General features: G+C 51.1%; 25 protein-coding genes. 18 read left to right on the top strand and 7 right to left on the bottom strand.

The window, feature by feature from the left end; genetic code table 11:
- Positions 1–19: 19 nt before the first annotated feature.
- From higA to rlmG, 3 genes are all read right to left on the bottom strand, one after another.
- Positions 20–436 carry a type II toxin-antitoxin system antitoxin HigA gene (gene higA, locus D9734_RS21435; protein ID WP_130210410.1) on the bottom strand — a complete coding sequence of 139 codons (417 nt, stop codon included), beginning with the start codon at positions 434–436 and terminating at the stop codon, positions 20–22.
- Complete coding sequence (gene higB, locus D9734_RS21430; protein ID WP_000550189.1) at positions 433–747, bottom strand: type II toxin-antitoxin system toxin HigB; 315 nt, start codon at positions 745–747, stop codon at positions 433–435. The genes higA and higB overlap by 4 nt, the downstream gene beginning before the upstream one ends.
- A 283-nt stretch (positions 748–1,030) precedes the next feature.
- Positions 1,031–2,167 (bottom strand): 23S rRNA (guanine(1835)-N(2))-methyltransferase RlmG, encoded by a 1,137-nt coding sequence (rlmG, locus tag D9734_RS21425; RefSeq protein ID WP_130210408.1) that lies wholly within the window; start codon positions 2,165–2,167, stop codon positions 1,031–1,033.
- Positions 2,168–2,251: 84 nt separating this feature from the next.
- Between rlmG and D9734_RS21420 the strand changes: the two genes are divergently transcribed.
- From D9734_RS21420 to sstT, 5 genes are all read left to right on the top strand, one after another.
- Complete coding sequence (locus tag D9734_RS21420) at positions 2,252–2,755, top strand: M48 family metallopeptidase (protein WP_130210406.1); 504 nt, start codon at positions 2,252–2,254, stop codon at positions 2,753–2,755.
- 76 nt (positions 2,756–2,831) lie between these two features.
- Positions 2,832–3,524, top strand: coding sequence for a vancomycin high temperature exclusion protein (locus tag D9734_RS21415; RefSeq protein ID WP_130210404.1), 693 nt, complete (start codon positions 2,832–2,834; stop codon positions 3,522–3,524).
- 78 nt (positions 3,525–3,602) lie between these two features.
- Positions 3,603–4,589 carry a Gfo/Idh/MocA family oxidoreductase gene (locus D9734_RS21410; RefSeq protein ID WP_130210402.1) on the top strand — a complete coding sequence of 329 codons (987 nt, stop codon included), beginning with the start codon at positions 3,603–3,605 and terminating at the stop codon, positions 4,587–4,589.
- 282 nt (positions 4,590–4,871) lie between these two features.
- A complete protein-coding gene (gene alx, locus D9734_RS21405; RefSeq protein ID WP_001098819.1) occupies positions 4,872–5,837 on the top strand; it encodes a TerC family membrane protein Alx in 966 nt (321 codons plus the stop codon).
- A 444-nt stretch (positions 5,838–6,281) separates the two neighbouring features.
- Complete coding sequence (gene sstT, locus D9734_RS21400; protein ID WP_130210400.1) at positions 6,282–7,526, top strand: serine/threonine transporter SstT; 1,245 nt, start codon at positions 6,282–6,284, stop codon at positions 7,524–7,526.
- 3 nt (positions 7,527–7,529) lie between these two features.
- Here sstT and D9734_RS21395 read toward each other — a convergent pair whose 3' ends face one another.
- The 3 genes from D9734_RS21395 to uxaC all read right to left on the bottom strand — a co-directional run bounded on the left by D9734_RS21395 (position 7,530) and on the right by uxaC (position 11,237).
- On the bottom strand, positions 7,530–8,081 hold the full coding sequence (locus D9734_RS21395; RefSeq protein WP_130210398.1) for a YgjV family protein: 552 nt from the start codon (positions 8,079–8,081) through the stop codon (positions 7,530–7,532).
- Between the two features lie 241 nt (positions 8,082–8,322).
- Positions 8,323–9,810, bottom strand: a complete 1,488-nt coding sequence (gene uxaA / locus D9734_RS21390; RefSeq protein ID WP_130210396.1) for an altronate dehydratase — start codon at positions 9,808–9,810, stop codon at positions 8,323–8,325.
- A gap of 14 nt (positions 9,811–9,824) precedes the next feature.
- Positions 9,825–11,237: a glucuronate isomerase gene (gene uxaC, locus D9734_RS21385; RefSeq protein ID WP_130210394.1), complete on the bottom strand. Its 1,413-nt coding sequence runs from the start codon at positions 11,235–11,237 to the stop codon at positions 9,825–9,827.
- A gap of 482 nt (positions 11,238–11,719) precedes the next feature.
- Here uxaC and exuT point away from each other — a divergent pair, with 482 nt between their 5' ends.
- The 11 genes from exuT (at position 11,720) to D9734_RS21330 (ending at position 19,336) form a co-directional block, all read left to right on the top strand.
- Positions 11,720–13,018 (top strand): hexuronate transporter ExuT, encoded by a 1,299-nt coding sequence (exuT, locus tag D9734_RS21380; RefSeq protein WP_130210392.1) that lies wholly within the window; start codon positions 11,720–11,722, stop codon positions 13,016–13,018.
- A 129-nt stretch (positions 13,019–13,147) separates the two neighbouring features.
- Positions 13,148–13,924 (top strand): transcriptional regulator ExuR, encoded by a 777-nt coding sequence (gene exuR / locus D9734_RS21375; protein WP_064529587.1) that lies wholly within the window; start codon positions 13,148–13,150, stop codon positions 13,922–13,924.
- Between the two features lie 344 nt (positions 13,925–14,268).
- The gene (gene yqjA / locus D9734_RS21370; protein WP_064529586.1) at positions 14,269–14,931 is read left to right on the top strand and encodes a DedA family general envelope maintenance protein YqjA; all 663 of its coding nucleotides are present in this window, start codon (positions 14,269–14,271) and stop codon (positions 14,929–14,931) included.
- A gap of 3 nt (positions 14,932–14,934) precedes the next feature.
- The gene (gene mzrA / locus D9734_RS21365) at positions 14,935–15,318 is read left to right on the top strand and encodes an EnvZ/OmpR regulon moderator MzrA (RefSeq protein WP_130210390.1); all 384 of its coding nucleotides are present in this window, start codon (positions 14,935–14,937) and stop codon (positions 15,316–15,318) included.
- A gap of 146 nt (positions 15,319–15,464) precedes the next feature.
- Positions 15,465–15,833 carry a DUF1090 family protein YqjC gene (gene yqjC / locus D9734_RS21360; protein WP_130210388.1) on the top strand — a complete coding sequence of 123 codons (369 nt, stop codon included), beginning with the start codon at positions 15,465–15,467 and terminating at the stop codon, positions 15,831–15,833.
- 37 nt (positions 15,834–15,870) lie between these two features.
- Entirely contained in the window at positions 15,871–16,176 is a 306-nt protein-coding gene (locus D9734_RS21355) for a YqjD family protein (protein ID WP_130210386.1), read from the top strand.
- A 2-nt stretch (positions 16,177–16,178) separates the two neighbouring features.
- A complete protein-coding gene (locus tag D9734_RS21350; protein ID WP_130210384.1) occupies positions 16,179–16,583 on the top strand; it encodes a phage holin family protein in 405 nt (134 codons plus the stop codon).
- Positions 16,573–16,872, top strand: coding sequence for a YqjK-like family protein (locus tag D9734_RS21345; RefSeq protein WP_130210382.1), 300 nt, complete (start codon positions 16,573–16,575; stop codon positions 16,870–16,872). The genes D9734_RS21350 and D9734_RS21345 overlap by 11 nt, the downstream gene beginning before the upstream one ends.
- Before the next feature lie 186 nt (positions 16,873–17,058).
- Positions 17,059–17,451 (top strand): DoxX family protein, encoded by a 393-nt coding sequence (locus D9734_RS21340; RefSeq protein WP_063100739.1) that lies wholly within the window; start codon positions 17,059–17,061, stop codon positions 17,449–17,451.
- A 246-nt stretch (positions 17,452–17,697) separates the two neighbouring features.
- A complete protein-coding gene (gene yqjG / locus D9734_RS21335; RefSeq protein WP_130210378.1) occupies positions 17,698–18,684 on the top strand; it encodes a glutathionyl-hydroquinone reductase YqjG in 987 nt (328 codons plus the stop codon).
- A gap of 283 nt (positions 18,685–18,967) precedes the next feature.
- A complete protein-coding gene (locus D9734_RS21330) occupies positions 18,968–19,336 on the top strand; it encodes a DUF805 domain-containing protein (protein ID WP_130210376.1) in 369 nt (122 codons plus the stop codon).
- Between the two features lie 209 nt (positions 19,337–19,545).
- Here the strand turns inward: D9734_RS21330 and yhaJ are convergent, their stop codons facing one another.
- Complete coding sequence (yhaJ, locus tag D9734_RS21325) at positions 19,546–20,442, bottom strand: DNA-binding transcriptional regulator YhaJ (protein WP_001041008.1); 897 nt, start codon at positions 20,440–20,442, stop codon at positions 19,546–19,548.
- Positions 20,443–20,546: 104 nt separating this feature from the next.
- On the opposite strand from yhaJ, the gene D9734_RS21320 reads away from it, so the two are divergent.
- Positions 20,547–21,248 (top strand): pirin family protein, encoded by a 702-nt coding sequence (locus D9734_RS21320; RefSeq protein WP_130210374.1) that lies wholly within the window; start codon positions 20,547–20,549, stop codon positions 21,246–21,248.
- A 21-nt stretch (positions 21,249–21,269) separates the two neighbouring features.
- A complete protein-coding gene (yhaL, locus tag D9734_RS21315) occupies positions 21,270–21,434 on the top strand; it encodes a protein YhaL (protein ID WP_130210466.1) in 165 nt (54 codons plus the stop codon).
- Positions 21,435–21,527 lie beyond the last annotated feature (93 nt).

Raw genomic sequence — 21,527 nt, 5'->3', positions numbered from 1 at the left:
CCGCATCCGGCAGGCCGCGTTAATCAATAAACAATGCAGGGGAAATGCCGAATCGCGTTGCCAGTTTTTTAGCGTGTTCCAGCGTTAATTTTCTCTTTCCGTTCAAAACGCGTGACACCATCGATTTACTGCCAATTTCCGGCAGATCAGAAAGGGTTAAACCGTATTGATCCATCAGTGTACGAATCACAGCAACACCGCCAGGCATGGCTTGAGCCATGGCATTAAATTCAGCAAATTCAGGCGCTGATTCTTCCCACGCGGTTATTTTGGCACACACCAGAGCCAGCAAGGGGTTTTCAGGATCGTTGAGCAGCAGATGATCGACCAGTTCCAGCGCCTGGGCGTATTGTTCTTCGTTCTGGATACCCGCCAGAAAAGGTGCCACAGCGGTTAGCTTTTCTCCTGCTTGCAAGATGTCGGCAATCGCAATCATTTTTTCCCCTTAGTACGATGAACGGCGGTAAAGAAATCGTATTCTTTGTGCGTCATAACTTCACGTATGTAGCACTTTTGCGATTCAAAAAAGACCATTGCTACAACACGTAATTCATTGCCCCCGACATTGAAAACATAATGCTTATCCAGATATTTGAAGTTATCCAGAGATGGGAATACTGCTTTTAATGACTCAGGTTTTTTGAAATATCCCTTAGCAATCGTGTTCCCCAGAGCCACCAACTCCGTTTTATGTTGCGGGTATTTTTCCGCAGCATCTTTCAATGCTTTTTGAGTTATCAGGTGCATTCTTCATCACATCCGTTGACAAATTGGCAATATGATAACACCCGTTGACAGATTGGCAACGGATGATTTTATCTGCGTGACGGAAGAATAAACGTTGAACAACGCTAAACAAGAGAATGCAGAGGATGTGACTGGGATTTTTTGTTTTATGGAAGCGCGATTCCAGAACTGGGCAGACATTGCCGGATGCGACGCTTGCCGCGTCTTATCCGGCCTGGGGGTAATGTGCTGAACGTAGGCCGGATAAGGCGTTTACGCCGCATCCGGCAGGTAACTCCCAATCTTATCGACGACGCCCCAGCTTCACTGCTTTCAGCACCACAAATTTATTATTCGTCGCAATAGTGGTGCAGTTGCCAAAAATTTTCTTCAGTTTATGGAAGTAATCCAGGTGACGGTTGGCAACGATATACAGCTCGCCGTTGATTTTCAGGCAGCGGCGGGCGTGGTGGAACATTTCCCAGGCGACGTTATCGGTTAGCGCATGTTGCTGATGAAACGGCGGGTTGCAGAGCACAGCATTAAAGCGGAAAGGCTCCACGCCGGAGAGCGCGTTGTTGATCATAAACTCGCAGCGATCCAACGCCTCTGGCATGTTGGTTTCGACGTTCAAACGGCTGGAAGCAACCGCCATCGGTGATTCATCGACAAACACCACTTTCGCCTGCGGGTTTTTATCAAGCAGCGTCAGGCCAATAACGCCGTTACCACAGCCGAGATCGACAATCTCCCCTTCGAGATTTTCCGGCAGATGTTGCATAAAGAAGCGCGCGCCAATATCCAGCCCGGTGCGGGAGAAGACATTCGCATGGTTGTGGATAGTCCAGTCAGTACCTTCCAGCTTCCAGCTAACGGTCTGCGGCGCATCGGCCAGCGGCGGTTCATTGAAAGTGCAATTAATCAGGCGCGCTTTTTTCCATGCCAGCGTGGTGGTGGTCGGGCCGAGCACTTTTTCGAACAGTTCCAGCGTGGAGGTGTGAATGTCACGGGCTTTGGCCCCGGCAATAATGCGTGTTTCCGGCGTGACCACTTTGCGCAGCGCACGCAGTTGCTGCTCAAGCAATGCCAGTGTTTTCGGTATTTTGATCAGCACCACGCCCGGCTGTTGCGGGTAGTCAGCGGTGCTGTCAAGAAACTTCACGCTCGACTCATCAATCCCGTTGAGGCGTAAATTCTCGCGTGTCGCCAGTTCGCTGATGTATGAGTCGCCGATGCTGTACGGCTTATGTTCCGCCAGCGCACAGCTTAACGCGCCAAAAGCATCATTCAGGATTAACACCGGGCCGCGGATTTCTGTATCGTCCAACTGTTGCAGCAAATATTCATCCGCCGCTTCCCACGCCTGTAGCGGGTTAACGTCATCCGTCGCCGGAAAACGTTGTAGTGTCAGTGAACGGAAACCGTTGTCTAAGTGGCTCATCGGCCCTCCTGAATGATAAAATTTCGACGTTGCCCCTGAAAAGGGTGCGTGAGTATACCCTTTTTCTCTTTTTCGTGGGCGGTTATGAGCAATCTTACTTATCTTCAGGGTTATCCCGAGCAGCTGCTTTCCCAGGTGCGCACGCTGATTAATGAACAGCGTCTGGGCGATGTGCTGGCAAAACGCTATCCGGGAACGCACGACTACGCCACCGATAAAGCCCTCTGGCAATATACCCAGGATCTAAAACATCAGTTTCTGCGCAATGCCCCGCCGATCAATAAAGTGATGTATGACAATAAGATCCACGTGCTGAAAAACGCGCTCGGGTTACATACCGCTGTTTCACGTGTGCAGGGCGGCAAGCTGAAAGCGAAGGCGGAGATCCGCGTCGCCACCGTGTTTCGCAACGCGCCAGAACCGTTTTTGCGCATGATTGTGGTGCACGAGCTGGCGCATCTGAAGGAGAAAGAGCACAACAAAGCGTTTTACCAGTTGTGCTGCCATATGGAACCGCAGTACCACCAGCTTGAGTTCGACACTCGCCTGTGGCTGACGCAACTGTCACTGGGACAAGACAAAATCTGAAAATGATCTCAGGCGCTATCTTTTCCTCCTTTAGCGCCTAAAATCGACCTCCCCTCTATCGTTAAGGATAACGACCATGCTGCGCGCATTCGCTCGCCTTCTTCGCCGCATTTGTTTTTCTCGCCGGACTCTCAAAATTGCCTGTTTTCTGTTGCTTGTGGCAGGCGCGACGATTTTTATCGCCGATCGGGCAATGGTCAACGCCAGCCAACAACTCACCTGGAGTGACGTCAACGCTATTCCGGCACGTAACGTGGGTTTATTGTTGGGAGCAAGGCCAGGTAATCGCTACTTTACCCGACGTATTGATACCGCCGCAGAGTTGTACCACGCAGGAAAAGTGAAATGGTTGCTGGTCAGTGGCGACAACGGACGTAAAAATTACGATGAAGCGTCAGGCATGCAGCAGGCTTTGATCGCTAAGGGCGTACCGGCAAAAGTGATCTTCTGTGACTATGCCGGATTCTCAACGCTTGATTCAGTGGTACGTGCCAATAAAGTGTTTGGGGAGAACCATATCACCATTATCTCGCAGGAATTTCATAACCAACGCGCCATCTGGCTGGCAAAACAGTACGGTATCGATGCTATCGGGTTTAACGCGCCAGACCTGAATATGAAGCACGGTTTGTATACTCAGCTGCGGGAGAAACTCGCCAGGGTTAGAGCGGTGATAGACGCAAAAATCCTCCATCGTCAGCCAAAATATCTCGGGCCGTCGGTCATGATTGGTCCGTTTAGTGAGCATGGTTGTCCGGCGCAGAAATAATGCGTATCCGCGCACGTCGAAGATGAAAAAGGCGTGCTACATTGACGGCAGAATCCCTTTATGGAGTATCCACGCGTTATGATACGTTTCGCTGTGATTGGTACGAACTGGATCACTCACCAGTTCGTGGAGGCCGCACATGAGAGCGGTAAATATAAGTTAACCGCCGTCTATTCCCGCAGCCTTGAACAGGCCCAGCACTTCGCCAATGAGTTTTCTGTCGAGCATCTGTTTACGTCGCTGGAAGCGATGGCGGAAAGCGATGCCATTGACGCGGTGTATATTGCCAGCCCGAATGCCCTGCATTTTGCCCAGACGCAGCTTTTCCTTAGCCACAAAATTCATGTGATTTGCGAGAAACCGCTGGCGTCGAATCTGGCGGAAGTGGATGCCGCCATTGCCTGTGCGCGGGAAAATCAGGTGGTGCTGTTTGAAGCATTTAAAACGGCCTGCCTGCCTAACTTTCATCTGTTACGCCAGGCGCTGCCAAAAGTCGGCAAACTGCGGAAAGTCTTTTTCAACTACTGCCAGTATTCCTCGCGTTATCAACGTTACCTGGATGGTGAGAATCCCAACACCTTTAATCCGGCATTCTCTAACGGTTCAATTATGGATATCGGCTTTTACTGCCTGGCGTCGGCGGTGGCGTTATTTGGTGAACCGAAAAGCGTGCAGGCAACCGCCAGTTTGCTGGCAAGTGGCGTGGATGCCCACGGCGTGGTGGTGATGGATTACGGTGATTTCAGCGTTACGTTGCAGCACTCAAAAGTCAGTGATTCTGTCCTGGCGAGCGAGATTCAGGGCGAAGCGGGATCGCTGGTGATTGAAAAACTCTCTGAATGCCAGAAAGTCTGCTTTGTGCCGCGCGGCAGCCAGATGCAGGATCTCACTCAGCCACAGCATATTAATACCATGCTCTACGAAGCAGAACTGTTTGCTGAACTGGTGGATGAGCATCTGATTAATCATCCGGGGCTGGCGGTTAGTCGCATCACTGCCAAACTGCTGACCGAGATCCGCCGCCAGACTGGGGTGATTTTTCCGGCAGATAGCGTAAAACAATAATGGTTACCGTAAAGCAGTGTAAAAGGCATGTAACAGACCATTGACTGGATGAATGGTCTGTCATACTTTGTTACCTGCAAAGGGGAGTAACTTCATTGCCGGTCGATCGTCATTACGATGTGTGAAAAAACACATCCGGTCACCGGGCAACCCGAAAGGAATACGCAGACGTATTCCTTTTTTGTTGTAAGTGAGACCTTGCCGGAAGGCGAGGTCTATGCATAAAAAGCAGCGGCTGACGTCTTCCGACGTTGGCCGTTTTTTTATGTGTAAGGAACTTCTATGAATACTGTCGGCACGCCGTTGCTATGGGGCGGATTCGCTGTTGTTGTCGCCATTATGCTGGCTATCGACCTGTTACTGCAGGGGCGTCGTGGCGCGCATGCCATGACCATGAAACAGGCTGCGGCCTGGTCGCTGGTGTGGGTGACCCTTTCGTTACTGTTTAACGCCGCTTTCTGGTGGTATTTAGTCCAGACGCAGGGGCGCGAAGTCGCGGACCCGCAGGCACTGGCCTTCCTCACCGGTTATCTGATTGAGAAATCGCTGGCGGTTGATAACGTCTTTGTCTGGCTGATGTTGTTCAGCTATTTCTCTGTTCCGGCGGCATTACAACGCCGCGTGCTGGTATATGGCGTGCTCGGGGCGATTGTTCTGCGTACCATCATGATCTTCACCGGTAGTTGGCTGATTTCTCAGTTCGACTGGATCCTGTATATCTTCGGCGCCTTCCTGCTGTTTACTGGCGTGAAGATGGCGCTCGCCCATGAAGATGAATCAGGGATTGGCGACAAGCCGTTGGTGCGCTGGCTGCGTGGTCATTTGCGTATGACTGACACCATCGACAACGAGCATTTCTTTGTGCGTAAGAATGGCTTGTTGTATGCCACGCCGCTGATGCTGGTGCTGATTCTGGTGGAGTTGAGCGACGTGATTTTCGCCGTGGATAGCATTCCGGCTATCTTCGCCGTGACTACCGACCCGTTTATTGTGCTGACCTCGAACTTGTTTGCGATCCTCGGCCTGCGTGCGATGTATTTCCTGCTGGCGGGCGTAGCAGAGCGTTTCTCGATGCTCAAATATGGTCTGGCAGTGATTCTGGTGTTTATCGGTATCAAGATGCTGATTGTCGACTTCTACCATATTCCGATCGCCGTTTCGCTGGGCGTGGTGTTTGGCATTCTGGTGATGACGTTTATTATCAACGCGTGGGTGAATTATCGGCATGATAAGCAGCGGGGAGAATGATTCGCTGTATATTAAGCCATTACTGGAGATAACTCATTCCAGACAAAGATGAGCTACTAATTATATAATCGGCTTATAGCTCTTTACAAAAAGACCGCACTGGTGCAGGGGGCGGTAGCGATTGGCCGCCCCCTGCGCGCTCCCCGCGCCAGTGACTTTATATGGCATTGCACATTAAAGGAGCGCAACCGTTCTCATATTCCAAATTGTTTTGCCCATATGTCATCTAATCAGCCTTAGTAGCCAGTCCTTCCCTCTGCTTATGTCAAATAAATGTAACCATTAAGTTGCAAAACATGACCTCTCTTTAAAATCCAGCATTTTTCGCTTCCCGAAGCTGTAACTTTCCTTATACTCGACTTGGCAAACACTTTGTTACATCCTGAAAGATGCGTCGACAGAACGCACCAGGGATGTGCGACAACACAACGAAAGGATCGAAAAATGACTACGCAACGTTCACCGGGGCTATTCCGGCGTCTGGCTCAGGGCAGCCTGGTAAAACAAATCCTGGTCGGCCTTGTTCTGGGGATTCTCCTGGCATGGATCTCAAAACCGGCCGCTGAAGCTGTCGGTCTGTTAGGCACTTTGTTCGTCGGTGCATTGAAAGCTGTAGCGCCAATTCTGGTGCTGATGCTGGTAATGGCTTCCATCGCTAACCACCAGCACGGGCAGAAAACCAATATCCGCCCTATTCTGTTCCTCTATCTGCTGGGTACTTTCTCTGCCGCGCTGGCTGCAGTTGTCTTCAGCTTCGCCTTCCCTTCGACCCTGCATTTGTCCAGTAGCGCGAGCGATATTTCCCCGCCGTCAGGCATTGTGGAAGTGATGCGAGGGCTGGTGTTGAGCATGGTTTCCAACCCCATCGACGCCCTGTTGAAAGGTAACTACATCGGGATTCTGGTGTGGGCCATTGGCCTTGGTTTCGCTCTGCGTCACGGTAACGAAACCACCAAAAACCTGGTCAACGATATGTCGAATGCCGTTACCTTTATGGTGAAACTGGTGATTCGTTTCGCACCAATCGGTATTTTTGGTCTGGTAGCTTCAACGCTGGCAACCACCGGTTTCTCCACCCTGTGGGGCTATGCGCAACTGCTGGTGGTGCTGGTTGGCTGTATGTTGCTGGTGGCGCTGGTGGTTAACCCGCTGCTGGTATGGTGGAAAATTCGTCGTAACCCATTCCCGCTGGTGCTGCTGTGCCTGCGCGAAAGCGGTGTATACGCCTTCTTCACCCGTAGCTCGGCGGCGAATATTCCGGTAAACATGGCGTTGTGTGAAAAGCTAAATCTGGACCGCGATACCTATTCCGTTTCTATTCCGCTAGGGGCGACGATCAATATGGCAGGCGCAGCCATTACCATTACCGTGTTGACGCTGGCTGCGGTCCATACGCTGGGTATTCCGGTGGATCTGCCCACGGCGCTGCTGTTGAGCGTAGTTGCATCACTTTGTGCCTGTGGTGCATCAGGCGTGGCAGGTGGTTCTCTGCTGCTGATCCCGCTGGCCTGTAATATGTTCGGTATTCCGAACGATATCGCCATGCAGGTGGTTGCCGTCGGCTTTATCATCGGCGTGTTGCAGGACTCCTGCGAAACCGCGCTGAACTCTTCAACTGACGTGCTGTTCACCGCAGCGGCTTGCCAGGCGGAAGATGCACGTCTGGCAAATAGCGCCCTGCGAAACTAATGCTTAGCCCCTTTCGTCTACGGCGGAAGGGGTTTTCTCCACTTTAAACGGATCAATTCCCCTTCTCTGCATACGCCAGAAACGAATGATGTTCAGGCCATTCATTAGCAGAAAACTACCCTCAATCATCGTGCCACCAATCGACCCGGCCCAAATGTTGTGAGTTAACCAGCAACAAGTAGAAAACCACATCACGCAGCGCATGGTCAGTCCTTTAAAGCGAAATAGCGCCCAGGTACTGACAATCGTGCCAATGACTGGCAGCAGCTCCATCGGATGATGGAACTTCGCCAGACCAACTCCTCCCGTCAGCACGATGAAGATCGCCATTATCCATAAACTACGGGTACGCAGAGTAATTAACGTACGGATAGCATTGAGGATTGAGCTGGCCCCCGCCGGGAAGACACCCATCAGGAAAAAATGTATGCCAATAAATACGCTATAGATGGAAAGCTGAATTTTGAAGCGACGTTCATCGCGGTTGAAGAATGTTGTAATACCAATCAGAAAGGCGATGACACCCACGCCCTGGGCCAGCCAATACGCGGTCATGATAAATCCTTAGCAGGTATGGAAAAGCAAACGGCGCTTCGAGTTAGAAACGCCGCTTCAGATTGCTGACAAAGTGCATCTCATTTCTTGCCGGATGCGGCGTAAACGCCTTATCCGGCCTACAAGATCGTGCAACTTTACTATATTGCGAAGCGCATCAGGCAATTATGCGTTTATCAACAATCTTAAACGACGCTTCATATTATGAAACGCCGTTTTTTATTCACAACTTATTTCGACTTTACAGCGTTACGCCGCTTTTAAAGATCGCCAGTTCGCGGAAGTCGTTACGCTCGTTGCAGGTTTGCTTACCGTTGGCAAACTCAACGATGGTATCGATAAATTCTTCCAGCAACTGCGGCATCGCTTTACCGTGGATCAGCTGACCCGCGTCAAAGTCGATCCAGTGTTTTTTCTTCGCTGCCAGTTCGCTGTTGGTAGCGATTTTCACCGTCGGTACAAATCCGCCGTACGGCGTGCCGCGACCGGTACTAAACAGCACCATGTGGCAGCCCGCACCCGCCAGGGCGCTGGTCGCTACGGCATCGTTACCCGGTGCACTTAACAGGTTCAGCCCTGGTGTTTTCAAACGTTCGCCGTAGCGCAGCACGTCTACCACCTGGCTGGAGCCTGCTTTCTGCGTACAGCCGAGTGATTTATCTTCCAGCGTGGTGATACCACCCGCTTTGTTCCCCGGCGATGGGTTTTCGTAGATCGGCTGGTCATGGGCAATAAAGTACTGTTTGAAGTCGTTGACCATAGTGACCAGTTTTTCAAACGTCGCTTCATCGCGACAATGGTCCATCAGTAACTGCTCTGCACCGAACATCTCCGGTACTTCGGTCAGCACGGTAGTGCCGCCGTTAGCGATGACGTAATCAGAGAAACGCCCCAGCATTGGGTTAGCAGTAATACCGGAAAGGCCGTCAGAACCGCCGCACTCCAGACCAAACTTCAGTTCGCTGAGTTTACCCGGCTCGCGCTTGTCATTGCGCATGACGTTATACAGCTGATGCAAATGCTCGATCCCGGCTTCAATCTCATCATCCTGCTGTTGGCAGATCATGAAATGAACGCGTTCAGGATCGATATCGCCCAGCGTTTCACGGAAAGCATCAACCTGGTTGTTTTCACAGCCCAGACCAATGACCAACACGGCGCCTGCGTTCGGATGACGCACCATGTTTTGCAGCATGGTGCGGGTATTAATGTGATCGTCGCCCAGCTGCGAGCAGCCATAGGTGTGGCTGAAGAGGAACACACCGTCAGTACCTTCAGCGTTGTTCGTCTCTTTCAAAAAACGGTTCTGGATCTGTCGCGCGATGCCGTTAACGCAGCCCACGGTCGGCAGGATCCACAACTCGTTACGCACCCCGACATCACCGTTAGCGCGACGATAGATCTGCACTTCACGATCTGCCGCTTGCGCAGGCAGATCCTGAAAATCAGGTTGATAGCGATACTGATCCAGATCGCTCAGATTCGTGCGCGTATTGTGGGCGTGAACGTGTTCCCCCGCCGCAATATCCGCCAATGCATAACCAATCGGTAGGCCATATTTAATGACGTTGGCCCCTTTTTCGATATCTGTTAACGCAAATTTATGTCCACGAGCAACATCCTGGCGCAGCGTTACGGTCTGGTTATCGACACTGATTTCAGTGCCTTCCGCCAAATCCACTAACGCGACCGCGACGTTATCCAGCGCATGGATCTTGATGTATTGCATATCAACCCCAGACCTTAGTTCAGTTCAATGGCGAAGTAGTCACGCGCATTGTTAAAGCAAATATTTCTCACCATCTCGCCCAGCAGGTTGATGTCCGCCGGTGCTTCGCCCGCTTCCACCCAGCGGCCAATCATCTGGCACAGAATGCGGCGGAAGTATTCGTGACGGGTGTACGACAGGAAGCTACGGCTGTCAGTCAGCATCCCAACAAAACGGCTCAGCAGACCGAGCTGTGCCAGTTGAGTCATCTGACGTTCCATACCGTCTTTCTGATCGTTAAACCACCAGCCAGAACCGAACTGCATTTTGCCTGGCATACCTTCGCCCTGGAAGTTACCGATCATGGTGCCCAGCACTTCGTTATCGCGCGGATTCAGGCAGTAGAGAATGGTTTTCGGCAGCAGGTTTTCTTCGTTCTGTTTGCTCAGCAGCTTAGACAGTTCTTCCGCCATCGGACGGTCGTTGATGGAGTCAAAGCCAACATCCGGCCCCAGCAGTTTGAACTGACGCAGGTTATTATTACGCAGCGCGCCAATGTGGTACTGCTGTACCCAGCCGCGACGTGCGTATTCGGCGCCCAGGAATACCAGCACCGCAGTTTTGAACTGTGCGACTTCATGCTCACTCAGGGTTTCGCCTGCCAGACGACGTGCCAGGATGCTATCCAGTTCCGCTTCGTTCGCTTCGGCAAACATCACCACGTCCAGCGCGTGGTCAGACACTTTACAACCGTGAGCGGCGAAGTGATCCAGACGTTTGGTCAGAGCAGTTTGCAGGTCTGCAAAGCGGCGAATGTCGGTATCGGAAACTTCGCCCAGCTTCGCCATGTAGTCGTTAAAGGTCGCCTGTTCAATGTTGAAGGCTTTATCCGGACGCCAGCTCGGCAGCACTTTGATGTTGAAAGAGCCGTCTTTGGCGATCTCTGCGTGATGTTCCAGAGAGTCGATCGGGTCGTCGGTGGTGCCGACCATTTTCACGTTCATCTGCTGCATGATGCCGCGCGCGGAGAATTTGTCCTGCGCCAGCAGTTCGTTACATTCGTTCCAGATTTCATCTGCAGTAGACGGAGACAGCAGTTTGCCAGTGATGCCAAACGGACGACGCAGTTCGAGGTGCGTCCAGTGGTATAACGGGTTACCGATCGTGTGCGGAACGGTCGCCGCCCAGGCATCAAACTTCTCACGGTCAGATGCATCACCAGTACACAGGCGCTCAGCAACACCATTGGTACGCATTGCACGCCATTTGTAGTGGTCGCCTTTCAGCCAGATGTCATACAGATTCTTAAAGCGATAGTCTTCTGCGATTTGCTGCGGCGGTAAATGGCAGTGGTAGTCGAAAATCGGCTGGTCTTTTGCGTAGTCGTGATACAGACGGCGGGCAAATTCAGTATCTAACAGGAAATCTTCAGTCATAAACGGAGTCATTATCGTCTTCCTCTCAACGAGTGAGCTAGCTTGCTTAGGGTGCGATGCTGACAAAGTTATCACACCAATTTCCAGAGCCCGAAGATATTTTCGTGAGTTAGATCAATAAACGTAGTTAAAAAAATTACTCTCAAAGTGGTAAATCCCTCTGCAAGCCGCGCCAGTTCTGGCTTCGCTCTCATCCAGTAATGCCCCTACAAATATTCCCACATTTGTGATGGCTCTCACCTTTTAAAGTTGTATGACAAGTTATCTTTCTGCCGTCGCGAATCATAAGTCGACGGAATGCAAATTGCCGATTCATTCATTTGTTAGATGAATTGGGTTGACCGGTACGGAAGCCGAATTAGCACGAAACTTTCATGGCAGCGTTCGGGGTGTACCGGTTTTTTTTTCGGTCATCCGGTCGTAACTAACATCCTCTGCCCAGGCAGGATGATGACCGCGCTTATTGCGGATATAACAAAACGATGAGGTTTTACATGCGTAAAATTAAAGGGTTACGTTGGTACATGATCGCATTGGTGACGCTCGGCACCGTGCTCGGTTACCTGACGCGTAACACTGTGGCGGCAGCTGCACCAACTCTGATGGAAGAGTTAAACATCTCCACCCAACAGTATTCCTACATCATCGCAGCCTATTCTGCTGCATATACGGTCATGCAACCTGTAGCGGGTTATGTACTGGATGTTCTGGGGACGAAAATCGGTTACGCAATGTTTGCCGTGCTGTGGGCGGTATTCTGTGGCGCAACCGCACTGGCTGGTAGCTGGGGCGGTCTGGCGATTGCCCGTGGTGCGGTAGGTGCGGCAGAAGCAGCGATGATCCCTGCAGGTCTGAAAGCCAGTTCTGAATGGTTCCCGGCGAAAGAACGCTCCATCGCAGTAGGTTACTTTAACGTTGGTTCCTCAATTGGTGCGATGATTGCGCCGCCGCTGGTGGTATGGGCAATCGTCATGCACAGCTGGCAGATGGCATTTATTATCTCCGGTGCGTTGAGCTTTATCTGGGCGATGGCATGGCTGATTTTCTATAAACATCCACGCGACCAGAAACATCTGACCGATGAAGAACGTGACTACATTATTAATGGTCAGGAGGCCCAGCACCAGGTTGGCGCGGCGAAGAAAATGTCCGTTGCTCAGATCCTGCGTAACCGTCAGTTCTGGGGTATCGCATTACCGCGCTTCCTGGCTGAACCGGCCTGGGGTACTTTCAACGCGTGGATCCCGCTGTTCATGTTTAAAGTTTACGGCTTTAACCTGAAAGAGATCGCGATGTTCGCCTGGATGCCAATGCTGTTTGCTGACCTTGGTTGTATCCTCGGTGGTTACCTGCCGCCACTGTTCCAGCGTTGGTTTGGTGTGAACCTGATTGTTTCCCGTAAGATGGTGGTAACACTGGGTGCGGTACTGATGATTGGCCCAGGTATGATCGGTCTGTTCACCAACCCGTATGTCGCGATTATGCTGCTGTGTATCGGTGGTTTTGCTCACCAGGCGCTGTCTGGCGCGCTGATTACCCTCTCTTCTGACGTGTTTGGTCGTAACGAAGTGGCAACGGCAAACGGTCTGACTGGGATGTCTGCGTGGCTGGCAAGTACGCTGTTTGCGCTGGTTGTGGGTGCACTGGCTGACACCATCGGCTTCAGCCCGCTGTTCGCAGTACTGGCGGTATTCGACTTGCTGGGCGCGCTGGTTATCTGGACCGTGTTGCAGAACAAACCGGCAATTGAGGTAGCGCAGGAATCACATAACGACCCCGCACCGCAACATTAACGCTAAATGTAAGTTTTAGTTTCCCTTCAAAGCCGCCTTCTCAGGCGGCTTTTTCACCACTGCGAGTAGAGCTAAGCTCGCAAAAGTGGTATAACAAATATAGTCTGCCGTATCATGCCTGGAGCGCATATGGAAATCACTGAACCACGCCGTTTGTACCAACAGCTCGCCGCTGACCTGAAAGAACGCATCGAGCAGGGCGTCTATCTGGTGGGTGATAAACTGCCCGCCGAACGTTTTATTTCTGATGAAAAAAACGTCAGCCGCACCGTGGTTCGTGAAGCCATCATCATGCTTGAAGTCGAGGGCTATGTAGAAGTACGCAAAGGCTCGGGAATTCATGTGGTTTCCAACCAGCCTCGCCATCAGCAGGCGGCGGACGCGAATATGGAATTTGCCAATTACGGTCCGTTTGAACTGCTCCAGGCACGTCAACTTATCGAAAGCAATATTGCCGAGTTTGCTGCAACCCAGGTAACGAAACAGGACATCATGAAACTGATGGCCATCCAGGAGCAGGCGCGCGGCGAACAATGCTTCCGTGATTCCGAGTGGGATTTGCAGTTTCATATTCAGGTCGCATTAGCGACGCAGAACTCTGCACTGGCTGCCATCGTAGAGAAAATGTGGACCCAGCGTAGCCATAACCCGTACTGGAAAAAGCTGCACGAGCACATTGATTCCCGTACCGTCGATAACTGGTGTGATGACCACGATCAGATCCTCAAAGCGTTGATACGCAAAGATCCTCATGCCGCCAAACTTGCAATGTGGCAGCATCTGGAAAATACCAAAATTATGTTGTTTAACGAAACCAGTGACGATTTCGAGTTCAATGCCGACCGCTATTTGTTCGCCGAGAATCCAGTCGTTCATCTGGATACTGTGGCCAACAGCAGCAAATAAACTCCCATTTCTGACAGGCGCAGCAACGCGCCTGTTCGCTTTATCAGTAAGCGAAAAGTATAAAGTGTCAGCCTGTGTAAATCCTCTCGCCACCCTCCTCTGCAATCAGCAAAATCAGACTCCACGGACATGTAATTTTGATAACGAACAACGTTGACCTTTGTTACAATTAGATTCAATTTGAATTTATGCTATTAAATGTTTTCTTATCTCACGTTTTAACAGGGAATAGTTCAGGCCGTATTGGTGTCTCGACCCGCAATATATACAACAACAGCAATAACCTGACGGGTGTGCATCATTTAAAACCGGCGTGGCGTTAACCGATTCACCAGGAATAATGAATGGAACTTTTGACCCAATTGCTGCAAGCCCTGTGGGCGCAGGATTTTGAAACCCTGGCCAATCCGTCGATGATTGGCATGTTGTATTTTGTCTTGTTTGTGATTTTGTTCCTCGAAAACGGCTTGCTTCCAGCGGCCTTTTTACCAGGCGACAGCTTGCTGGTGTTGGTCGGTGTATTGATTGCCAAAGGCGCAATGGGTTACCCGCAGACTATTATGCTGCTCACTGTTGCGGCCAGCCTCGGTTGCTGGGTCAGCTACATACAGGGGCGATGGCTGGGAAACACCCGCACCGTACAAAACTGGCTATCCCATTTACCTGCGCACTACCACCAACGCGCACACCATCTTTTTCATAAACACGGTTTATCTGCGCTGTTAATTGGTCGCTTTATCGCATTTGTCAGAACATTACTGCCGACCATTGCCGGATTGTCAGGGCTGAATAACGCCCGCTTTCAGTTCTTCAACTGGATGAGTGGCCTGCTGTGGGTGTTGATTCTGACAACCTTAGGTTACATGCTCGGCAAGACGCCGGTATTTTTGAAGTATGAGGACCAGCTGATGTCATGCCTGATGCTGCTCCCGGTGGTACTGCTGGTGTTCGGCCTGGCAGGTTCTCTGGTTGTGTTATGGAAAAAGAAATATGGAAATCGGGGGTAAAGGATGCAAATACCTCGCATGTCGCTTCGCCAGCTAGCCTGGTTCGGCGCTGCTATATTGCTGGCTGGCACGCTGCTGCTGGCCTGGTCTGCGGTTCGTCAACAAGAATCCACGCTGGCGATCCGCGCCATTCATCAAGGGACGACGATGCCGGACGGTTTTTCCATCTGGCATCACCTTGACGCTCATGGAATTCCTTTCAAAAGCATCACCCCTAAGAATGACACTCTGTTGATTACGTTTGATTCCAGCGATCAAAGCGCCGCCGCCAAAGCGGTCCTCGATAGAACATTGCCTCATGGCTACATCATTGCGCAGCAGGACGATAATAATCAGGCCATGCAATGGCTGACCCGGCTGCGAGACAATTCTCATCGCTTCGGATAACTTCCTGTTATCCGAAACATATCACTCACTTTGGTGATTTCACCGTTACTGTCTATGATTAATAAGGCGGTGGTTAATACCACCGCCTCGTTGTCTGGACAATCGTTCCTCTGTAATGGGTCCGAGTCACAATGGAAGGTTCAAGAATGAAATACCGCATCGCTTTAGCTGTTTCTCTTTTTGCTCTTAGTGTCAGTAGTTATGCCACTACCCTTTGTCAGGAAAAGGAGCAAAATATCCTTAAGGAGATCAGCTATGCCGAAAAACATCAAAACCAGAATCGTATCAACGGCCTGAACAAAGCCCTTAGTGAAGTGCGGGCGAATTGTTCAGATAACCAGTTGCGTGCCGATCATCAAAAGAAAATCGCGAAGCAGAAAGATGAAGTGGCAGAACGCAAGCATGATTTAGCCGAGGCGAAACAAAAAGGCGATGCCGATAAGATTGCTAAACGCGAACGGAAACTGGCAGAAGCGCAGGAAGAGCTGAAAAAGCTGGAAGCGCGCGACTACTAATCCCCAATAGTTAATACTTACTCACCTGGAGAAAACTATGTCGAAAGAACACACTACGGAACACCTGCGTGCTGAGTTGAAATCCCTGTCCGATACGCTGGAAGAGGTGCTTAGCTCCTCTGGCGAAAAGTCAAAAGAAGAGCTGAGTAAGATTCGTAGCAAAGCGGAACAGGCACTGAAGCAGAGTCGCTATCGTCTGGGTGAAACCGGTGATGCGATTGCTAAACAAACCCGCGAAGCGGCGGCGCGTGCCGATGAGTATGTGCGTGAAAATCCGTGGGCGGGAGTTGGTATTGGCGCAGCCATCGGCGTGGTGCTGGGCGTTCTGCTGTCGCGTCGTTAATTATGGCGGACACTCATCACGCGCAAGGGCCCGGTAAAAGCGTTCTGGGAATCGGGCAGCGAATTGTCACCATCATGGTCGAAATGGTGGAGACGCGTCTGCGGCTGGCGGTGGTTGAGCTGGAAGAAGAAAAAGCCAATATCTTTCAGCTTTTACTGATGCTCGGCCTGACGATGCTTTTCGCTGCATTTGGTCTTATGAGCCTGATGGTGCTGATTATCTGGGCAGTTGATCCGCAATATCGCCTGAATGCAATGATTGCCACCACTGTGGTGTTGCTGCTTCTGGCACTCATCGGCGGTATCTGGACATTACGCAAGTCGCGCAAATCCACCTTGCTGCGCCATACGCGTCACGAACTGGCAAACGATCGACAACTTCTCGAGGAGGAATCCCGTGAGCGGTAAAGTCGAACGTGAACAACGTAAGGCACAGCTGCTTCGTCAGATCCAGCAGCAACGGTTGGATCTTTCCGCCAGTCGGCGTGACTGGCTGGAGGCGACAGGCGCCTACGATCGTCGTTGGAATATGCTGTTGAGCCTGCGTTCCTGGGCGCTGGTCGGCAGCAGCGTGATGGCTATCTGGACGATTCGCCATCCGAATATGCTGGTCCGCTGGGCCAGGCGCGGTTTTGGCGTCTGGAGTGCGTGGCGTCTGGTTAAAACCACCCTCAATCAGCAACAGCTTCGCGGTTAAATTCCTCTCTGGCCGGAACTATTCCGGCCTTATCCCTCAAATTTTTTGAAAATTTTTGACAGTTTTCCTTGCTAACAATCACCATTCACTACGTTTATGCTTCTCTCCATCGACAGCAATGACGCTAATACCGCGCCCTTGCACAAAAAAACAATCAGCAGCCTGAGTGGCGCAGTGGAGAGTATGATGAAAAAATTAGAAGATGTTGGTGTACTGGTAGCGCGTATTTTAATGCCGATTCTGTTCATTAGCGCAGGTTGGGGGAAAATTACCGGTTATGCAGGTACTCAACAATACATGGAAGCAATGGGCGTCCCGGGCTTTATGCTGCCGCTGGTGATCCTGCTTGAGTTCGGTGGCGGTTTGGCAATCCTGTTCGGTTTCCTGACTCGCACCACCGCGCTGTTTACCGCTGGCTTTACACTGTTGACGGCGTTTTTATTTCACAGCAACTTTGCTGAAGGCGTCAACTCGCTGATGTTCATGAAAAACCTGACAATTTCTGGCGGATTCCTGCTGCTGGCGATTACCGGACCGGGCGCGTATAGCATCGACCGTCTGCTGAATAAAAAGTGGTAAGCACGCGCTATACTTAACGATAAAAAACGAGGGGGAAACTCCTCGTTTCAGATTGTTGACAAAGTACGCGTTGTTCATGCCGGATGCGGCGTGAACGCCTTATCCTGCCTACAAAAACATGCAAATTCAATATATTGCAAGAACCTCGTAGGCCTGATAAGCATAGCGCATCAGGCAGTTTTGCGTTTGCCATCAGTCTCAAACGAGGAGAAACGCTCCTCGTTTTTGCTATTGGAGGAGAGAAAAATGGGTCAACTGATTGACGGCGTCTGGCATGACACCTGGTACGACACCAAATCCACTGGCGGTAAATTTCAACGTTCAGCTTCCGCATTTCGTAACTGGCTCACTGCCGATGGCGCACCAGGCCCCACTGGCAAAGGTGGATTTGCCGCAGAGAAAGATCGTTATCATCTCTATGTCTCACTCGCCTGCCCGTGGGCGCACCGCACGCTGATCATGCGTAAACTCAAAGGACTGGAACCGTTTATTTCCGTATCCGTGGTGAACCCGCTGATGCTGGAAAACGGCTGGACCTTTGATGACAGTTTCCCGGGTGCAACCGGCGATACGCTCTATCAACATGAATTCCTGTACCAGCTTTATCTCCACGCTGATCCACACTACAGCGGACGAGTTACTGTCCCCGTGCTGTGGGACAAAAAAAATCACACCATTGTCAGCAACGAATCAGCGGAAATCATCCGCATGTTCAATACCGCGTTTGACGCACTGGGCGCAAAAGCGGGTGATTATTACCCCCCTGCTCTGCAAACTAAAATTGACGAACTTAACGGCTGGATATACGACACCGTAAATAATGGCGTCTATAAAGCTGGTTTTGCCACCAGCCAGGAAGCGTACGACGAAGCGGTGGTGAAAGTGTTTGAATCGCTGGCGCGACTGGAACAGATATTAGGGCAGCATCGCTTCCTGACGGGTAACCAGTTAACCGAAGCCGATATTCGCCTGTGGACCACGCTGGTTCGTTTTGATCCGGTGTATGTCACCCACTTCAAGTGCGATAAGCACCGTATCAGCGATTACCTGAATTTGTATGGCTTCCTGCGCGATATCTATCAGATGCCGGGAATAGCTGAAACCGTCAATTTCGACCATATCCGTAATCACTACTTCCGCAGCCATAAGACCATCAACCCAACAGGAATTATTTCGATTGGCCCGTGGCAGGATCTCGATGAACCGCACGGGCGGGATGTTCGCTTCGGTTAAACAAAGGCACCCTTCGTGGTGCCTCTGGTTGTTGGCTAAGTGCGTGTTGTTCATGTCGGATGTGGCGGGAACGCCTTATCTGACCTACAAAACATTGTACATTCAATATATTGCAGAACCCGCCCAAGCCAGATAAGCGTAGCGCATCTGGCGATTTTGCGCTTGCCCTTATCCTTCACAGCGCCTTATTAATTCATCGCGATAATATTTACTGCAAATTCATTCATGTCTATTCTTAATTTGCTGCTTTAAAAACAAGTGATTGAGCAAAATTGAGGCAAAAATGGACTGGTATCTGAAAGTACTAAAAAATTATGTCGGTTTCCGGGGACGTGCACGGCGCAAAGAGTACTGGATGTTTATTCTGGTCAACATCATCTTTACGCTCGTGCTGGGGCTGCTGGATAAAATGCTGGGCTGGCAACGTGCCGGTGGCGAAGGCATCCTGACGACTATCTACGGCATTCTGGTATTTTTGCCGTGGTGGGCTGTACAGTTCCGTCGCCTGCATGACACCGACCGTTCAGCATGGTGGGTGCTACTGTTCTTAATTCCGTTTATCGGTTGGCTGATTATCATCATCTTTAACTGCCAGCCGGGGACACCAGGCGAAAACCGGTTTGGACCTAATCCAAAACTGGAACAGGAATAATAATTAAGCACCTTGTGAAAGGTGCTTCAGATTGTTGACAAAGTGCGCTTTGTTTATGCCGGATGCGGCGAAAACGCCTTATCCAGCCTACAAAATCGCAAAAAAAATCAATATGTTGCAGTAACTGCGTAGGCCTGATAAGCGTAGCGCATCAGGCAGTTTTTCGTTTGTCAGCAGTCAGAAGCACCTTGTGAAAGGTGCTTTATAGATTATTTTCCAGCGAACAACTTTGGAATTTCCCGCAGACACCAGGATTTTGCTTCTCCCATACTGTCGCGACGCCAGGCCATAATAATATCGATTTCGCTGGTCGATTCCGGACTAACTACACGCAACCGCCCTTCAGCGATATCTTTTTCTACCATCGGGTACGGCATCGTTGCGACGCCAAGCCCTGCCAACAATGCCTGACGTTTATCTTCAATGGTGCTGACCGTCAGGCGCGGTTGTTTATCCAGTAACTGTACGGTCAATACCGGGCGTTCACGAGCAGTATCTGCCACTGCAATTCCGCGATATTTCACGCGCGTAACTTCAGAAAGCGGTTCCGGCTCCTGATGAATCGGGTGATCAGGCGCTGCCACGTAGACGTTCATCAAGGTGTAAAGCTTACGAGAGTTGATCTCCGACGAGGAACGAAAATGCATATCCGGCGCGATTACAATATCTGCTCGCCCCTGTTCCAGCCGCTCCCACGCCCCCGCCAGCACTTCGGTGATGATTGCCAGTTGGGTATTGGCTTTAGCCGCCAGTTTGTCGATCAACGGGAAAAAGGCAGGCGTGGGCACCAGCGCCTCGGTCACGATGGTGAGATGCGTTTCCCAACCACGCGCGAGGGCTTCGGCATCGGTGGTCAGTTTATCTGCGGCTTCCAGCAGAACACGTCCTCGCTCCAACAACATCCGCCCGACATTGGTGAATTTGGTGCGATGGCCCGAGCGGTCAAACAGCACCACATCGAGCTCTTCTTCCAGTTTTTGCATGGTGTAGCTAAGCGCGGAAGGCACGCGTCCCAGCTCATCGGCCGCCGCCGCAAAACTACCACGGCGATCGATCGCATCCATAACCCTTAGTGCTTCCAGCGTTAGTGCCCTTTCTTTGGCCATTTCGTTCTCATTCAGGAAATTTGAACATACCGGGCAGAATATCTGGCTAACAATGTAGCGTCCAGCCCCTTACCATAAAAGGAAGTAAAGAGAGGTCAAGAATTATGATTACTACCCGAACTGCCAGGCAGTGTGGACAAGCAGACTACGGATGGTTGCAGGCCCGGTATACTTTTTCCTTTGGACACTACTTCGACCCTAAATTGTTAGGCTATGCCTCCCTGCGCGTGCTTAACCAGGAAGTGTTGGCCCCTGGAGCCGCCTTCCAGCCACGTACCTACCCAAAAGTTGATATTTTGAATGTGATTCTCGACGGAGAAGCAGAGTATCGGGACAGCGAAGGTAATCATGTTCAGGCCCACGCCGGTGAAGCCTTATTGCTTTCTACTCAGCCGGGCGTGAGTTATAGCGAACATAATATCAGCAAGGACAAACCGTTAACGCGAATGCAGCTCTGGCTGGATGCCTGCCCGCAACGGGAGAATCCGCTGATTCAAAAACTGGCGCTGAATATGGACAAGCAGCAATTAATCGCCTCGCCAGATGGCGCGAAAGGTAGCCTGCAACTGCGCCAGCAGGTGTGGCTGCATCATATTGTGCTCGCCGAGGGAGAAAGCGCGAACTTTCAACTGCACGGTCCGCGTGCTTATTTGCAATCGATCCACGGTCAATTTCATGCGATTACGCATCACGAAGAGAAAGCTGCGCTGACCTGCGGTGATGGCGCATTTATTCGTGACGAGGCTAACATTACACTCGTTGCTGATTCCCCGCTGCGTGCTTTGCTGATAGATTTACCTGTCTAGTTTTTTTACAGGGAGAAGATGATGAGTAAAAAATCGGCGAAGAAACGTCAGCCAGTAAAGTCCGTTGCAGCGAAAGAAACCACCCGCGCTACCAAAAGTTTTGGCTATGAAGAGATGTTGAGTGAGTTGGAGGCGATAGTAGCCGACGCCGAAATACGGTTAGCCGAGGATGAAGCTACCGCATAAAAACAGATTGCCGGATGCGGCGTAAACGCCTTATCCGGCCTACAAAACCAACAAATTGCACAATCCGTAGGTCGGATAAGATGCGCCAGCATC

The sequence above is a fragment of the Escherichia sp. E14S1 genome (genome assembly GCF_004211995.1).
GTDB lineage: Bacteria > Pseudomonadota > Gammaproteobacteria > Enterobacterales > Enterobacteriaceae > Escherichia.
Note: the sequence above shows the minus strand (reverse complement) of the source record. Positions and strands in the feature narration are given on the sequence as shown.